This window comes from Ferrigenium sp. UT5 (genome assembly GCF_045866295.1).
Taxonomy (GTDB): domain Bacteria; phylum Pseudomonadota; class Gammaproteobacteria; order Burkholderiales; family Gallionellaceae; genus Sideroxyarcus.
In genome coordinates this window covers 1-14,923 of the sequence record NZ_BAAFRY010000008.1, presented here as the reverse complement: position 1 = coordinate 14,923, position 14,923 = coordinate 1, and the positions used below count along the sequence as shown (strand labels likewise).

Below are 14,923 nucleotides of genomic sequence, written 5' to 3'. Positions count from 1 at the left end.
CTAACCCATTTTGCGGCAAACTGCGCGGCATGAAACACATCCTCGTTTTGCACGGACCCAATCTGAACCTGCTCGGCAGCCGCGAGCCGGAAGTGTATGGTCGCGTCACGTTGGATGAAATTAACGCCAAGTTGACCGCACAAGCACATTCGGGCGGCGCGAAGCTGCACTGTCTGCAGAGCAATGCCGAGGCAGCCCTGGTGGAACGCGTGCAACAGGCGCGCGCAGATGGCACCGACTTCATCATCATCAACCCGGCCGCCTTTACCCACACCAGCGTGGCCCTGCGCGACGCGCTGGCGGCCGTTGCCATTCCATTTGTCGAAGTCCACCTCTCCAACGTGTTCGCGCGTGAGGCGTTTCGCAAGGAATCCTATTTTTCCGACATCGCGGTCGGCGTCATCAGCGGGCTCGGGGCGACCGGCTATGAACTCGCTTTGCAATTCGCATTACAACATTCTGTAAGGAGCTAACCATGGATTTGCGCAAACTGAAAACCCTGATTGAACTGGTGGAAAACTCGGGCATCGCCGAGCTGGAGCTGACTGAAGGCGAAGAGCACGTGCGCATTTCGCGCACCAGCTCGGTCGCAGCCCCGATGCAGCAGATGTATGCCGCTCCGGCGCAGCAGATAGCCGTCGCGCCTGCCGCTGCGCCCGCCACCCCGGCAGCCCCTGCCGCACCCGCCGTGCCGGAAGGCCATGTGGTCAAGTCGCCCATGGTCGGCACGTTCTACCGCGCGCCTTCCCCCGGCGCCAAGTCCTTCGTCGATATCGGGCAGAGCGTGAAGGAAGGCGAGACGCTGTGCATCATCGAGGCGATGAAACTGCTGAACGAGATCGAGTCCGACAAGGCCGGCGTGATCAAGGCCATCCTGGTCGAAAACGGGCAAGCAGTCGAATTCGGCCAACCTCTCTTTCTCATTGGATAAAGATCATGCGCATATCCCACAGCAAAATGGCTTTGCCCGTTTCGGCGCAGGCTGACGTGAACGCAGTGAACGTCAAGGCGCGCAGCGCCGGCCGTAGCCAAAACGGCCAGGCGGTCGAATTCGGCCAACCCCTGTTCCTCATCGGTTGACCGATCATGGCCGTATTCGAGCGCAAACCCAGAATCGTGGCGGCGGACAAACCCGTCATGTTCGAAAAGATCCTCATTGCCAACCGCGGCGAGATCGCCCTGCGCATCCAGCGCGCCTGTCGTGAACTGGGGATCAAGACCGTGGCGGTCCACTCTGAGGCGGATGCCGATGCCAAATACGTCAAGCTGGCGGACGAATCGGTGTGCATCGGCCCCGCTCCTTCCAATCAAAGCTATCTGAACGTCCCCGCCATTATCAGCGCGGCGGAAGTGACGGATGCCCAAGCCATCCATCCCGGTTACGGTTTTTTGTCGGAAAACGCAGACTTCTCCGAGCGGGTGGAAAAATCCGGCTTCGTCTTCATCGGACCGCGCGCCGAGACCATCCGTCTGATGGGCGACAAGGTCAGCGCCAAAATGGCGATGAACAAGGCCGGCGTGCCCTGTGTGCCCGGCGTCGAAGGGGCCTTGCCGGACGATCCGGCAGAGATCATCAAGATCGCCAAGTCCATCGGCTACCCGGTCATCATCAAGGCCTCCGGCGGCGGCGGCGGGCGCGGCATGCGCGTGGTGCATACCGAAGCGGCGCTGCTCAACGCGGTGACCATGACCAAGAGCGAGGCGCAGGCCGCGTTCAACAATCCCATGGTGTACATGGAGAAGTTCCTGGAGAACCCGCGCCATATCGAGATTCAAGTGCTGGCCGACCAGCACGGCAACGCGGTGTTTCTGGGCGAGCGCGATTGCTCCATGCAGCGCCGCCACCAAAAAGTGCTGGAAGAAGCCCCGGCCCCGATGCTCAACCCGAAGCTGCGCGACAAGATCGGCGAACGCTGCGCCGAAGCCTGCCGCAAGATCGGTTACCGCGGCGCCGGAACGTTCGAGTTCCTGTACGAGAATGGCGAATTCTATTTCATCGAGATGAACACGCGCGTTCAGGTCGAGCACCCGGTCACCGAGATGATCACCGGCATCGACATCGTGCAGCAGCAGATTCGCATCGCCGCCGGCGAGAAATTGCCGTTCCGCCAGCGCGACATCCAGTTCCGCGGCCATGCCATCGAATGCCGCATCAATGCCGAGCACCCTTACACCTTCGTGCCGTCCCCCGGACGCATCACGACCTGGCACGTGCCGGGCGGTCCCGGCATTCGCGTCGATTCGCACGTGTATGCCAACTACTTCATCCCGCCGCATTACGACTCGATGATCGGCAAGGTCATTGCCTACGGCGACACGCGCGAGCAGGCAATCGCCCGCATGCGCACCGCCCTGTCGGAGATGGCGGTGGAGGGCATCAACACCAACATCCCGCTGCATCAGGAACTGATGAACGATGCGGCTTTCATCCGTGGCGGCACCAGCATCCATTATCTGGAGCACAAGCTGGCAGAACGCACCCAAGGCAAATAGACCGTGTCCTGGCTCACGCTGTCGGTGCATGCGGCTGCCGAACATGCCGAAGCATTGAGCGAAGCGCTGCTGGAGCACGGCGCCCTGTCGGTTGACCTGCTCGATGCGGACGCCGACACCCCGGACGAGCAGGCCATCTTCGGCGAACCGGGCGAGCCGACAGCCAGCGTCTGGCAGCACAATCTGGTCAATGCCCTGTTCGAGCGCGATACCGATGTCGCCGCCGTCCTGCAAGCCTGTTGCACCGGGCTCGGCATCCCGGTGGTGCCGCCGCACCGCATCGAAATGCTGGCCGAAAACGACTGGGTGCGCCTGACCCAATCCCAGTTCGATCCCATTCGCATCAGCGACCGCCTATGGATCGTGCCGACCTGGCACACCCCCAGCGATCCCGACGCCATCAACATCGCGCTCGATCCCGGCCTGGCGTTCGGCACCGGCAGCCACCCCACCACGCGCCTCTGTCTGCGCTGGCTGGATGCACAACTCCACGGTGGTGAATCCGTGCTCGACTACGGCTGCGGTTCCGGCATTCTCGCCATCGCCGCCATGAAACTCGGCGCCGGCAGCGCCGTCGGCGTGGACGTCGATGCGCAGGCCGTGCAGGCCAGCCGCGACAATGCCTTGGCCAATCAGGTGCAGGCGACCTTCTTCCTGCCGGATGGAATCCATCTGGCGCAATACGATGTCGTCGTCGCCAATATCCTGACCAATCCCTTGCGCGCGCTGGCACCGCTGCTGGCACAGGCGACGCGTCCGGGCGGACGCATCGTACTGTCGGGCATCCTCGCCGAACAGGCCGCGGAAGTGGCGCGCATCTACGCGCAATGGTTCGACCTTGCGCCCGCCGTGATCGAGGACGGCTGGTGCTGCCTGTCCGGAGCCAGAAGATGAATATCGCGGTCACGCAATGCCCGGCCTGCGCCACCCGCTTCAATGTCAGCGAGGCACAGCTTGAGGTGCGTGACGGCATGGTGCGCTGCGGACGCTGCGAAACCGTGTTCAATGCGCGCGACCACATGTTGCCGGATGAACCCAGCCCCCAGCTCAGCCTGCCGATCGGGGATGACGCGGTAATGCCGGCGACAAGCGAGCGCTTGCCGCAGGAAAATCCGCCGGTGGAGGATCACTTCATCGGCCCGGAAGTTTCCGACCTGAACGCCGAAGCGCCCGACTTGCCCGACCTGGAGCGGGTCGCCGGTCTCGCCGGACTGGAAGAAACGCCGGCATCCTTGGCGCAGCAAGTGCAGTTCCACGAGGACGGGGCGGAGGCGGCGCCTGTGCCCGCTCGTCGCCGTGTAGTTGGTGCATGGCTGCTGGGATTGCTGCTGCTGTTCGTGCTTCTGGCGCAGGCGGCCTACTTCTTCCGCAACGAACTGGCCCTGCGCCTGCCTGGACTCAAACCGCTGCTGGTGCAGTATTGCGAGTTGCTCTCCTGTACCGTTGAATTGCCGCGCGACGCCGACCTGCTTGCGATCGAGTCGTCGGAACTGGAAGCGGATGCCAAACACCCCGACCGCTTCACCCTGCATGTCTTGCTGCGCAACCACGCTGGTCACGCGCAAGCCCTGCCCAGCCTGGAATTGACGCTGACCGACACCCAGGACCAGGTGATTGCCCGGCGCATTTTTCATCCGGCCGATTACCGGCCGGGATTGGCGGAAAAAGTCGATTTTCTGGCCGCCAGGCACGAGCTGGCGCTGGCGCTGCATCTCGCAACCGCCGAATTGCACCCGACGGGCTACCGCCTGCTGCTGTTTTACCCACCCCTCCCGAGGTAACCATGACCGCTCTCAAACAAACTCCCTTGAATGCCAGTCACCGCGCGCTGGGCGCGAAGATGGTGGATTTCGGCGGCTGGGACATGCCAGTCAACTACGGTTCGCAAATCGACGAACATCATCAGGTGCGCAATGATTGCGGCATGTTCGACGTGTCGCACATGCGCGTGGTGGATGTGCGGGGCGACGGCGTACGCGCTTTCCTGCGCTACCTGCTGGCGAACAACGTGGACAAGCTGGCCCTGCCCGGCAAGGCGCTGTATTCCGCCATGCTCAATGAACAGGGCGGCGTGATTGATGATCTCATCGTGTACTTTATGCGCGAGTCCTGGTTTCGCATTGTGGTCAATGCGGGCACAGCCGATAACGACATTGAATGGATGAAGCAACAGGCCAGCCAACACGCACCGCAACTCGACATCACCGACCATCCTGAATTGGCCATGATTGCGGTGCAGGGCACGAATGCGCGCGCCAAGGTATGGGAGGCACTGCCCGGCAGCCGGGAATTGTCGGCGCATCTCATTCCGTTCAGCGCAGTGGAGATGGGGTCGATGTTTATCGCGCGCACGGGATACACCGGCGAGGACGGGTTCGAGATCATGCTGCCCGCCAAAGCGGCGCCATTTTTCTGGTCAACCCTGGCCGAAAAAGGCGTCAAACCCATCGGCCTCGGCGCGCGCGACACCCTGCGTCTGGAAGCCGGCATGAACCTGTACGGGCACGACATGAACGAAAGCATCAGTCCGCTGGAGGCGGGGATGGCGTGGACGGTCGATCTGAAGAGTCCGCGCGATTTCATCGGCAAGGCCGCCTTGCTTGCCCATCCGCCGACCCGCAAGCTGGTCGGACTGGTGCTGCTGGATCGCGGCGTGATGCGCGACCATCAGAAAGTGCAGACAGCACACGGCGCAGGCGAGATCACCAGCGGCTCGTTCTCGCCGACCCTGCAAAAATCCATCGCGCTGGCGCGTGTGCCGAATGCCGTTACGATCGGCGACACCGTGCAAGTCGAGATCCGCGACAAATTATTGAATGCATCCGTCGTGAAGTATCCTTTCGCCCGCAACGGCAAAAGCTTGTTGTAGGTCGGGTTTTAACCCGACAACACGCTATGTTTTGATCAAACTTTGTCGGGTTAAAACCCGACCTACATTAGGAGAACACCATGAGCAACCCGACCGACCTGAAATACACCGCCTCCCACGAATGGGTGAAGCAAGAAGCCGATGGCACGATTACCGTTGGCATTACGGATCACGCCCAGGAGTTGCTGGGCGACATGGTATTCGTCGAAGCGCCGACTGCCGGTCGCAAGCTGAAGGCCAAGGAAGAATGCGCCGTGGTGGAATCGGTGAAGGCTGCCGCCGACGTGTACGCGCCCGTTTCCGGCGAAGTGACTGCTGCCAACGGCGAGCTGGACAGTTCGCCAGAGAATATCAACAGCGACCCGTATGGCGCGTGGATATTCAAGATGAAACCGGACAACGCGGCGGATGTGGCGGCCTTGCTGGATGCCGCCAAATATCAAGCTGCTGTGGATAGCGAAGCACACTAAAACGACCGAGGGTACGATGTGGGTCGGGCTTCAGCCCGACAACACATGAACGATATAAACCGCGTCGGGTTGAAACCCGACCTACAAAATTCCCCAATATTTTCGAGCCTGACATGAACAACGCCGACCCATTCGTCACTCGCCACAACGGCTCGAACGCGCAAGAGATGCGAGCCATGCTGAAAGCCATCGGCGCGCCCAGTCTCGATGCGCTGATCGAGCAGACCGTGCCTGCCGCAATTCGTTTGCAGCAGCCGCTGAACCTGCCCGACGGCATGAGCGAGCATGAGTTTCTCGCCCATCTGCGCGGCATCGCGGCGAAGAACAAGGTGTTCAAGAGTTACATCGGACTGGGCTATTACGGCACGGTGCTGCCCGCCGTGATCCAGCGCAACGTGCTGGAAAACCCGGGCTGGTACACCGCCTACACGCCTTACCAACCCGAGATCGCACAGGGTCGGTTGGAGGCTTTGCTGAATTTCCAGACCATGATTGTCGATTTGACCGGCATGGAGATCGCCAACGCCTCACTACTGGACGAGGCGACTGCGGCGGCGGAAGCGATGATCATGCTGCACGGGCTGCGCTCGCGCGAAGATGCCGCCGCAGGACGCAATGCTTTCTTCGTGTCGCACGAATGTTTCCCGCAAACCATCGAGGTCATGAAGACGCGCGCCAAACCTCTCGGCATCGAGCTGGTGATCGGCGACTTCAATACCGTCACCTTGAACGACCAGTTGTACGGGGCGCTGCTGCAATATCCGGCCGCCAATGGCGTGGTGCATGACTACGCGGATTTCGTGGCGCGCGCCAAAGCCAACGGCATGACCGTCGCGGTCGCGGCTGACATCCTGAGCCTGGTGTTGCTTACGCCGCCGGGCGAATGGGGTGCGGACGTGGTGCTGGGATCGACGCAACGCTTCGGTGTGCCGCTGGGCTACGGCGGGCCGCACGCCGCGTACTTTGCCACGCGCGATGCGTTCAAACGCGCCATGCCGGGACGACTCATCGGCGTGTCGGTGGACGCCGACGGCAACCCCGCCTTGCGCATGGCGTTGCAAACGCGCGAGCAACATATCCGCCGCGAGAAGGCCACCTCCAACATCTGCACCGCGCAGGCGCTGCTCGCCATCATGGCATCGATGTATGCGGTGTATCACGGTGCGGAGGGGCTGCGCGCCATCGCCACACAGGTACACAAATCTGCCGCACTGCTCGCCAGCGAGTTGAAAAAGCTCGGATACCAGGTGGCTTACGACACTTTCTTCGACACCCTGAAACTTATTCATACCGACCACGGCAGGATTCGCGCACTGGCCGAAGCCGCGCAGATCAACTTACGTTACAGCGATGCGGGCATCGGCATCGCGCTGGATGAAACCACCTCGGCGGACGACCTCAACGCCATCCTTGCGGTGTTCGCGCAGGCGACGGGGAAACCCGCACCACGCGTCACCGCCGCACAGATCGCCGCGCAAGCTCTGCGCGTAAAACCCCGCCAATCCGCCATCTTGAGCCATCCGGTGTTCAACAGCTACCACTCCGAAACGGAGATGATGCGTTACATCAAACGGCTGGAAAACAAAGACCTGTCGCTCACACACTCGATGATCTCGCTCGGCTCATGCACCATGAAGTTGAACGCGGCTGCGGAAATGCTGGCGCTGACCTGGCCGGAATTCGCCAACCTGCATCCCTTCGTGCCAATGACGCAAGCGATCGGCTATCAACTTCTCATCGCGGCATTAGATTCTGCCTTATCTGAGATCACCGGCTTCACGCAGATGAGCTTCCAGCCCAACAGCGGTGCGGCGGGCGAATACACCGGGTTGATGGTGATCCAGGCGTATCACCGTTCGCGCGGCGAAGCACAGCGCAACACGGTGTTGATTCCCTCTTCCGCGCACGGCACCAATCCCGCCAGTGCGGCGATGGCGGGCTTGCACATCGTGGTGGTGAAGTGCGACAGCGCGGGCAACATCGACGTGGAAGACCTGCGCGCGAAAGCGGAAGAACACAAAACCGACCTGTCGTGCCTGATGGTGACCTACCCCAGCACGCACGGCGTGTTTGAGGAATCCATCAAAGACATCACAGCCATCATCCACGCCAACGGTGGTCAGGTGTATATGGACGGTGCCAACATGAATGCACAGGTCGGTCTGACCAATCCGGCCACCATCGGCGCGGACGTGTGCCACCTCAACCTGCACAAGACCTTCGCCATTCCGCACGGCGGCGGTGGGCCCGGTGTGGGGCCTATCGGGGTGGCAGAACATCTCACCCCCTTCTTGCCCTCGCATCCGTTGGTCAACGTGGGCGGCGAACAGGGCATCCACGCGGTATCCGCCGCGCCTTACGGCAGCGCGCTCGTCCTGCTGATCTCCTATGCCTACATCAAGATGATGGGCGGCAAGGGGCTCACCGAGGCGACCAAGATGGCAATTCTCAACGCCAACTACATCAAGGAATCGTTAAAGGATCACTACGCCACCTTGTATAGCGGCACGCAGGGGCGCTGCGCGCACGAAATGATTCTGGATTGCCGCGCATGGAAAAAAGCAGGCGTGGAAGTGGGCGACATCGCCAAGCGTCTGATGGACTTCGGCTTCCACGCGCCCACCACCTCTTTCCCCGTCGTCGATACGTTGATGGTGGAGCCGACCGAGAGCGAATCGAAAGCGGAGCTGGATCGCTTCTGCGATGCGATGATCGCTATCCGCAAGGAGATTGAGGAAGTCATCAGCGGCAAGGTGGACAAGCAGGACAACATCCTCAAGCACGCACCGCACACGGCCAGCAAGGTAAGCGCCAACGAATGGTTGCGCCCCTACTCACGTGAACAAGCGGCCTACCCGTTGCCTTGGGTGCGTGAAAACAAGTTCTGGCCGAGCGTGGCGAGAGTGGATAATGTCTATGGCGACAAGAATCTGGTGTGCGTCTGCCTAACCTCGCCACCGTCTAACTGCTAGAATCGCAGCCCCTTTAAGAACCCCCATCCCCAAAGGAATTGACATGAAACAACACATCCTGCGCCTCGCCGCGCTTGCAATCGTTGCCCTTTTAACCAGTGGCTGCGCCACGGAGAGCTCCCAAAAACTTGAAGTTGCCAAAACGGTTGCTGCGACGACAGCTTACCAGGGGGTTCGCAGTCCGATCTCGGTTGGCAAATTTGATAATCGTTCCAATTTCATGCGCGGTATCTTCAGCGATGGGGTTGACCGTCTTGGCAGCCAGGCGAAAACCATCCTGATCAGCCATCTGCAACAAACCGGACGTTTCAGCGTGCTTGACCGCGAAAACATGAGCGAGATCAAACAGGAAGCCGCCATCTCCAACACGAAGCAGACGCTGAAAGGGGCGCGCTATGTGGTGACCGGGGATGTCAGTGAATTTGGCCGGAAGTCGGTGGGCGATACCCAGCTCTTTGGCATTCTGGGGCGCGGGAAAAAACAGATTGCCTACGCCAAGGTCACGCTGAATGTCGTTGATGTGGAAACATCTGAAGTCATCTTCTCCTCCCAGGGGGCCGGAGAATACGCACTGTCTGCACGCCAAGTGGTGGGTTTCGGCGGAACCGCCGGTTATGACTCGACCCTCAACGGCAAGGTGCTGGACCTCGCCATCCGCGAAGCCGTTGACAACCTGGTTGGCGGCATCGAGTCGGGACGCTGGCAGCTGAATCGTTAAAAACATCACGAAAAGATCACCATGACCCCAAACAATATTTACCGGACTTCGGCCCTGGCAACGGGCGTATTCGCGCTGGCGCTTCTCTCCGGCTGCGCCCATCCTCCGGAAACCCTGTACTACTGGGGTGAGTATCAACCCGTGGTTTATGCCCACTTCAACCAGGGTCAAACGCCCGAAGAACAAATCCAGGCGCTGGAAGCTGATGTCGAAAAGGCGCGTGCCGCGAACAAACCGCTCCCTCCCGGGGAGCAGGCTCACCTCGGCCTGTTGTATGGGCTGGCCGGACAAACTGATCGCATGCGTGCACAGCTCGTTGAAGAAAAGACCCGCTTTCCGGAAAGCGGTTTCTATATCGATTTCCTCTTGAAGAATTCTACAAAATCAAAATGACCTCTTTTGCCATCCTTCGTCTGAAAATGTGGGCCGCGCTGGCCGGTGTTGTATTGCTCACGGCCTGCGCCACTCCGGTCAAACAGGACTACAGCGCGTTGCGCGCCGCCAAGCCCGCATCCATCCTTGTCCTGCCGCCCGTCAACAGCTCACCCGATGTTGGAGCCTCCTATAGTTTCTACTCCCAGGTGACGGCACCGTTGTCAGAATTGGGTTACTACGTGCTGCCGGTAACGCTGGTTGACGAAACCTTCCGCCAAAACGGTCTGGAAAATCCGGCTGAAATGCACACTGCGCCACTGCCCAAACTGCGTGAAATTTTTGGTGCGGATGCGGCGCTCTATATTGAGATCAGCCAATATGGCACGAGCTACACCATTATCAACAGTGAGTCCGTAGTTGCGGCCAGCGCCCGCCTGGTCGATCTGCGCGATGGCACCACGCTGTGGACCGGCAGTGCCAGTGCCTCCAGTGCAGAAGGACGCAACAATTCCGGCGGTCTCATCGGCGTCCTGGTAGGCGCCGTTGTCAACCAGATTGCCGAAAGCGTTTCGGATAAAAGTCACGACGTGGCCGGCGTAACCAGTTCCCGGTTGCTGGGCACCCTGCTCCCGGGGCCGCGCTCGCCGCACTATGGCAAAGATGGATTGTAAGATCAGCCTGGGATAAGGGGCTTCGGCGCTTTGTTCCATGGTCGCAAGCGCGCCTCCGAAATTTGCACCGCTTGTGTTATCGCCCGGAAGGTGCTTCCTGCCCGATGCAAAAATGCAAATGGGATTTAGGTTAAATCGTACTCAACCTCGTTACGCCGGGGTGCAATAGAAGTGTACTTTTGAGGGGAATAGCATGGCCAAAGATATCGCAAACAAGACCGGTACCAAACTCGCGGGCGCAGCCGTCACCTTGTTCGGCAAATTCCCCGAAGTCGGACAAACCGCACCCGCATTCACGCTGGTGGACAAGGACCTGAAGGACGTCGCGCTGAAGGACTACGCAGGCAAACGCAAGGTGCTGAACATCGTGCCGAGCCTGGACACCGCCGTGTGCGCTACCTCCGCGCGCAAATTCAACGAAGCGGCGGGCCAACTGGACAATACCGTGGTGCTGGTGATCTCGGCCGACCTGCCGTTCGCGATGAGCCGCTTCTGCGTGGCGGAAGGTCTGGAGAACGTGGTCACCCTGTCGCTGATGCGCGGCCGCGACTTCATGCGCAACTATGGCGTGAAGATCGCCGACACGCCGCTGGCCGGCGTCACCGCGCGCGCGGTGCTGGTGCTGGATGAACACGACAAAATCCTGCACGCGGAACTGGTGGACGACATCAAGCACGAACCGAACTACGCTGCGGCGCTGGCGGTGTTGCAGTAACACGACCGGTCCGAAATTGCTCACCCCAGAGATTTTGTCGGGCTTCCCCGCGGGGCTCTCGCACCATTTGTGTGAAACCCGACCCGCAGGAAGAGGCGGGGTTGTGGGTCGGACTTTAGTCCGACAGCAAGTCACAACAATCAAAACCGTCGGGTTGAAACCCGACCCACATAATGCCCCCTCGCTATAGATCAGCAGAAATTTTAAAATGAACATTCACCAACGCATCATCGGCATCTGCTGGCTCGTGTTCGGCGTCCTTATCCTGTCGCTGGTCGCGCTCAATCTGGCTACACTCGATCGTCTGGTGCGCGCAATGGCTGTCACCATGGGCATGCTTTATCTTGTAGCCGGATTTGCTTTGCTGGCGAAACTGCCGCGTGCCTGGCGTTTCGGTCTGCCCTGTGCGGTGTTGTCGTTGCTGACTTTTCCAGTCGGGACGCCGCTCGGTATTTACTACCTCTGGTACTATTTCTGGCGCGAAAAGATCAACTGATTCCGGCGCAGGCTACATCGCCACCTCCACCGTGCCCCAGCCTTTCTGTCAGTCGGTCAACCAGCAGCACATCAGCGCCGGAATATTCAGGCTGCCTTCCTCAGGATCGACCGTCATGCCGCTGCACAGTTCGCGCATCGGCCCGCGCTGGAAAAAACCATAGGGCTGCAACACTTCGAGCGCCATGGACTGCGGCTGGTTGTTGAAGTTCGCCACGACCAGCACGCGGTTGCGCGGCGACACGGGATCGCTGCGCACGAACACCAGCAGGTTGGGGTTGTCCACCAACACCTGCTGCCGGTTATCGAAATCGGCGAAGGCGGGCAATTCCTTGCGCAGGGCGATCATCTTTTTCAAGCCGCTGAAAATGCGGTACTCCACGGTCCCCGGTTGATGGCGGCGTTCCGCCTTGTCCCAGTCGAAACTGGAGCGGTGCGCCCACCGTGTATCGTCGCGTCGGGATGGATCGGCCAGATACTCCACGCTGTTCAGCATGCCGATGCCGTCGCCGTAATACAGCAGCGGGATGCCGCCGAACGACAGGATGACGCTGTGCAGCAGCAGGATAGTGCGAATGGCTGCGTCTATCGCGTTCTCGTCGCCGGATTCGATGGCGGATTCCAGGCCGGCCAGCGAGGCGAGCGAACCGGAGATGCGCGCATCGCCGGTCTTGGGGTTTTCGCCGAACGGCAGGCCGCGCGCGGGCGAGCCTTCGAAGCGACCGGTGAAATAAGCGATCAGGAAGCGGCGGTGGCTGTAGGGATCGTATCCCGCGAGTCCTGCATCTTTATCATCGAAGCCGAGACCGATGTCGTCATGGCAGCGCACATAGTTGAGCCAGGTGGCGCGCTCCAGTTTGGCGGGCAGGTGCTGCACCCCCAGGTTGAGCAGCTTGGCGTTCTTGGTCGCCACCGCGTCCCACAGCAGGGCCATCAGGGTGGCGTTGTAGGCGATCTCGCATTCCTTGGCCATGATCGCATCCTCGCCGAAATACTTGGTGATCTCGCCCGGCGCGACGATGGCCTCGGCGATGAACAGCACGCCGGGCGCGGTGACCTGGCAGCAGTCCTTCATCAGCTGCAGCAGCAGGTGCGCCTCGCGTTCGTTCTGGCAAGTGCTGCCGATCTTCTTCCACAGGAAGGCCACCGCATCCAGACGCAGGATGTCCACACCCTTGTTGGCCCAGAACAGGATGATGTCCACCATCTCGATGAACACGGCAGGGTTGCGGTAGTTGAGGTCCCACTGGTAGGTGTTGAACACCGTCATCACCCACTTGCCCATCGCCTCGTCCCAGGTGAAGTTGCCCGGCGCGGTGTTGGGGAAGATCTCCGGCATGCCTTGCTCGAAGGCGTCCGGCGTCTCGCGGTCGTCGTACACGTAGTAGTAGTCCTGGAATTTCTTGTCGCCCGCGCGCGCCTGCCTGGCCCACACATGATCGTCCGAGGTGTGGTTCACCACGACATCGAGCACCAGCAGCATCTCGCGCTTCTTCATCGTGGCAGCGAGCGCTTCCAGATCCGCGTTCGTACCGTAGCGCGCGTCCACCTTGTGGAAGTCGCGCACCGCATAACCGCCGTCGCTGGCGCCATCCGGACAGTCCAGGATGGGCATTACATGCACCATGTTCACGCCCATATCCTGCAGATATGGCAGCTTCGCACGCAACCCTTTCAGGTCGCCGGCGAAGCGGTCGCAGTACAGAGCCATGCCCACCCACTTCTGGCTGAGGAACCAGTTGTAGTCGCGCTCGCGCACGAGGTCGGATTTGCACAGGTGCGGCGCACGTTCGATGTAACGCTGCGCCAGCGTTTCGACCAGACTGACCATCTGCGGCTTGAAGTCGGGGCGGTCGCCGTACAGGCGGTGGAACAGACTGTGGATGTTGTAGAAATTCGCACCGAGACGCGTATAGAAATGTCGCAGGCGCAGCTTGCCGATCTCCGGGTTCAGCTCGATCAGGATCTCGTTCAGCATCGCGTGTGAGGCTTGTTCTTACATCGTGTCCCGTTCAGTTGGTTTGCAGCAGCCAGGCTTCGATCTCGGGCCAATGATACGCCGCGCCTTCGAGGATGCCCGCACTGTAATTGCCGTTCATGCCGAGGAAGCCGCCGCGTGCGGTGTACAGCGAGGCTTTGTGGAGGTGTGTGAGCTGCCGCTTCAGTTCTGGGGCTGCATTGGCAACCAGTACCGCAGGCACATCACTCTGCAACACATCCAGATCGTTGCCGCTATCGCCTGCGAACACGGTGTCGAGGCGGCCATAGCCCTGCTGTTGCATGAGGAACTCGATGGCATGCAGCTTGTAGGCTGAAGCGGGCAGCACATCCAGCAGGCCGACGTGCGCAGCCTCGTCGACGCTCCAGATCAGATTGGCTTTGACGCCGTGCTCGGCCAGCGATCGTTGCATCTGCGCTTGCAATGCAGAAGTGTCCGCCGTCAGATCGACATAGAAACTCAACTTGTGCAGGTTCTGCTTACTGTCTTCCTGCAAGCGCAGATCGCCGAACACCTGCAGCAACTGTGCCAATCCTTCGCGCGACAGTTCGCCCCAGTCGGGTGCGATCAGCTCATCCCATTCATCCCGCCGCCGCCAGCTCCCCGCTTCGACCTAATACAGCGTCGTGCCCACATCGGCGATGACGAAATCCGGCTCTGGCAGATCGTATTCGGCGATGGCCTGTGCGATTAGTTCGCGATGTCGCCCGCTCACATAAGCCAGCTGCACATCGTCGCGCGCGACCAGTCGCCGGAAGATGTTACGCGCGCCCGGCGACTCGGGCTGCACGCCGTTCGGAATCAGGGTGCGATCGAGATCGCTACAAAGCAGATGCCTGCTCATGCACAGGTTGTTACCACTCTTGCTCGAAATAGGTTTTCACGAAGCTGTTTTGGACCGCATTTTTTTATGGCAGGCACGATTTTCAAATCTCTCGATAAATTATTACCATCCGGCAAATTTTATTGCTCCCATGCATATCCATGAAATCGCGAACAATGTTGGTAAAAAATTCCATGGGAGAAGGAAATGCAGGGAGTGTCAGGATTTTTGTGTTTGAGGCGGGTTGAGACGTGCCCACATCAGGTTCGCCGGAATGCATTTTACTGGATCGAACGGATAAAGCGATCATCGTACAGAATGGC

At 60.2% G+C, this 14,923-nt stretch carries 16 protein-coding genes and 1 pseudogene; 14 read left to right on the top strand and 3 right to left on the bottom strand.

Annotation, left to right across the window (positions count from 1 at the left end; all coding sequences use genetic code 11):
* Window positions 1–29: 29 nt before the first annotated feature.
* The 14 genes from aroQ to ACKTSJ_RS04275 all read left to right on the top strand — a co-directional run bounded on the left by aroQ (window position 30) and on the right by ACKTSJ_RS04275 (window position 11,779).
* Window positions 30–473 (top strand): type II 3-dehydroquinate dehydratase, encoded by a 444-nt coding sequence (aroQ, locus tag ACKTSJ_RS04340; protein WP_407897753.1) that lies wholly within the window; start codon window positions 30–32, stop codon window positions 471–473.
* 2 nt (window positions 474–475) lie between these two features.
* Window positions 476–931: an acetyl-CoA carboxylase biotin carboxyl carrier protein gene (accB, locus tag ACKTSJ_RS04335; RefSeq protein ID WP_407897751.1), complete on the top strand. Its 456-nt coding sequence runs from the start codon at window positions 476–478 to the stop codon at window positions 929–931.
* Between the two features lie 5 nt (window positions 932–936).
* The gene (locus ACKTSJ_RS04330; protein WP_407897750.1) at window positions 937–1,080 is read left to right on the top strand and encodes a hypothetical protein; all 144 of its coding nucleotides are present in this window, start codon (window positions 937–939) and stop codon (window positions 1,078–1,080) included.
* A gap of 57 nt (window positions 1,081–1,137) precedes the next feature.
* A complete protein-coding gene (accC, locus tag ACKTSJ_RS04325; protein WP_407897882.1) occupies window positions 1,138–2,493 on the top strand; it encodes an acetyl-CoA carboxylase biotin carboxylase subunit in 1,356 nt (451 codons plus the stop codon).
* A gap of 3 nt (window positions 2,494–2,496) precedes the next feature.
* Window positions 2,497–3,387, top strand: a complete 891-nt coding sequence (gene prmA, locus ACKTSJ_RS04320; protein WP_407897748.1) for a 50S ribosomal protein L11 methyltransferase — start codon at window positions 2,497–2,499, stop codon at window positions 3,385–3,387.
* Window positions 3,384–4,274 (top strand): DUF3426 domain-containing protein, encoded by an 891-nt coding sequence (locus tag ACKTSJ_RS04315; protein WP_407897746.1) that lies wholly within the window; start codon window positions 3,384–3,386, stop codon window positions 4,272–4,274. Before prmA ends, ACKTSJ_RS04315 begins: the two co-directional genes overlap by 4 nt.
* 2 nt (window positions 4,275–4,276) lie before the next feature.
* A complete protein-coding gene (gene gcvT / locus ACKTSJ_RS04310; RefSeq protein ID WP_407897744.1) occupies window positions 4,277–5,362 on the top strand; it encodes a glycine cleavage system aminomethyltransferase GcvT in 1,086 nt (361 codons plus the stop codon).
* 80 nt (window positions 5,363–5,442) lie between these two features.
* Complete coding sequence (gene gcvH / locus ACKTSJ_RS04305; RefSeq protein WP_407897742.1) at window positions 5,443–5,832, top strand: glycine cleavage system protein GcvH; 390 nt, start codon at window positions 5,443–5,445, stop codon at window positions 5,830–5,832.
* Window positions 5,833–5,945: 113 nt separating this feature from the next.
* On the top strand, window positions 5,946–8,804 hold the full coding sequence (gene gcvP / locus ACKTSJ_RS04300; RefSeq protein WP_407897740.1) for an aminomethyl-transferring glycine dehydrogenase: 2,859 nt from the start codon (window positions 5,946–5,948) through the stop codon (window positions 8,802–8,804).
* Between the two features lie 43 nt (window positions 8,805–8,847).
* Window positions 8,848–9,522, top strand: coding sequence for a CsgG/HfaB family protein (locus ACKTSJ_RS04295; protein ID WP_407897738.1), 675 nt, complete (start codon window positions 8,848–8,850; stop codon window positions 9,520–9,522).
* A gap of 21 nt (window positions 9,523–9,543) precedes the next feature.
* Window positions 9,544–9,915 (top strand): DUF4810 domain-containing protein, encoded by a 372-nt coding sequence (locus tag ACKTSJ_RS04290; RefSeq protein WP_407897736.1) that lies wholly within the window; start codon window positions 9,544–9,546, stop codon window positions 9,913–9,915.
* Window positions 9,912–10,568 (top strand): DUF799 domain-containing protein, encoded by a 657-nt coding sequence (locus tag ACKTSJ_RS04285; RefSeq protein ID WP_407897734.1) that lies wholly within the window; start codon window positions 9,912–9,914, stop codon window positions 10,566–10,568. Before ACKTSJ_RS04290 ends, ACKTSJ_RS04285 begins: the two co-directional genes overlap by 4 nt.
* 193 nt (window positions 10,569–10,761) lie before the next feature.
* Window positions 10,762–11,283 (top strand): thiol peroxidase, encoded by a 522-nt coding sequence (gene tpx, locus ACKTSJ_RS04280; RefSeq protein WP_407897732.1) that lies wholly within the window; start codon window positions 10,762–10,764, stop codon window positions 11,281–11,283.
* A 208-nt stretch (window positions 11,284–11,491) separates the two neighbouring features.
* Window positions 11,492–11,779 (top strand): hypothetical protein, encoded by a 288-nt coding sequence (locus ACKTSJ_RS04275; RefSeq protein WP_407897730.1) that lies wholly within the window; start codon window positions 11,492–11,494, stop codon window positions 11,777–11,779.
* Window positions 11,780–11,827: 48 nt separating this feature from the next.
* On the opposite strand, the gene ACKTSJ_RS04270 is transcribed toward ACKTSJ_RS04275, so the two are convergent.
* From ACKTSJ_RS04270 to ACKTSJ_RS04260, 3 genes and pseudogenes are all read right to left on the bottom strand, one after another.
* Window positions 11,828–13,756 (bottom strand): amylosucrase, encoded by a 1,929-nt coding sequence (locus ACKTSJ_RS04270; RefSeq protein ID WP_407897728.1) that lies wholly within the window; start codon window positions 13,754–13,756, stop codon window positions 11,828–11,830.
* 34 nt (window positions 13,757–13,790) lie between these two features.
* A pseudogene (locus ACKTSJ_RS04265) lies at window positions 13,791–14,621 on the bottom strand (HAD-IIB family hydrolase).
* An 82-nt stretch (window positions 14,622–14,703) separates the two neighbouring features.
* On the bottom strand, window positions 14,704–14,923 hold a 220-nt coding region (locus ACKTSJ_RS04260), incomplete at its 5' end, for a hypothetical protein (protein ID WP_407897727.1).

Coding starts and splice junctions, on each gene's coding strand:
- aroQ (WP_407897753.1), top strand. CDS start 30: ATGAAACACATCCTCGTTTTGCACGGACCCAATCTGAACCTGCTCGGC.
- accB (WP_407897751.1), top strand. CDS start 476: ATGGATTTGCGCAAACTGAAAACCCTGATTGAACTGGTGGAAAACTCG.
- ACKTSJ_RS04330 (WP_407897750.1), top strand. CDS start 937: ATGCGCATATCCCACAGCAAAATGGCTTTGCCCGTTTCGGCGCAGGCT.
- accC (WP_407897882.1), top strand. CDS start 1,138: ATGTTCGAAAAGATCCTCATTGCCAACCGCGGCGAGATCGCCCTGCGC.
- ACKTSJ_RS04315 (WP_407897746.1), top strand. CDS start 3,384: ATGAATATCGCGGTCACGCAATGCCCGGCCTGCGCCACCCGCTTCAAT.
- gcvT (WP_407897744.1), top strand. CDS start 4,277: ATGACCGCTCTCAAACAAACTCCCTTGAATGCCAGTCACCGCGCGCTG.
- gcvH (WP_407897742.1), top strand. CDS start 5,443: ATGAGCAACCCGACCGACCTGAAATACACCGCCTCCCACGAATGGGTG.
- gcvP (WP_407897740.1), top strand. CDS start 5,946: ATGAACAACGCCGACCCATTCGTCACTCGCCACAACGGCTCGAACGCG.
- ACKTSJ_RS04295 (WP_407897738.1), top strand. CDS start 8,848: ATGAAACAACACATCCTGCGCCTCGCCGCGCTTGCAATCGTTGCCCTT.
- ACKTSJ_RS04290 (WP_407897736.1), top strand. CDS start 9,544: ATGACCCCAAACAATATTTACCGGACTTCGGCCCTGGCAACGGGCGTA.
- ACKTSJ_RS04285 (WP_407897734.1), top strand. CDS start 9,912: ATGACCTCTTTTGCCATCCTTCGTCTGAAAATGTGGGCCGCGCTGGCC.
- tpx (WP_407897732.1), top strand. CDS start 10,762: ATGGCCAAAGATATCGCAAACAAGACCGGTACCAAACTCGCGGGCGCA.
- ACKTSJ_RS04275 (WP_407897730.1), top strand. CDS start 11,492: ATGAACATTCACCAACGCATCATCGGCATCTGCTGGCTCGTGTTCGGC.
- ACKTSJ_RS04270 (WP_407897728.1), bottom strand. CDS start 13,756: ATGCTGAACGAGATCCTGATCGAGCTGAACCCGGAGATCGGCAAGCTG.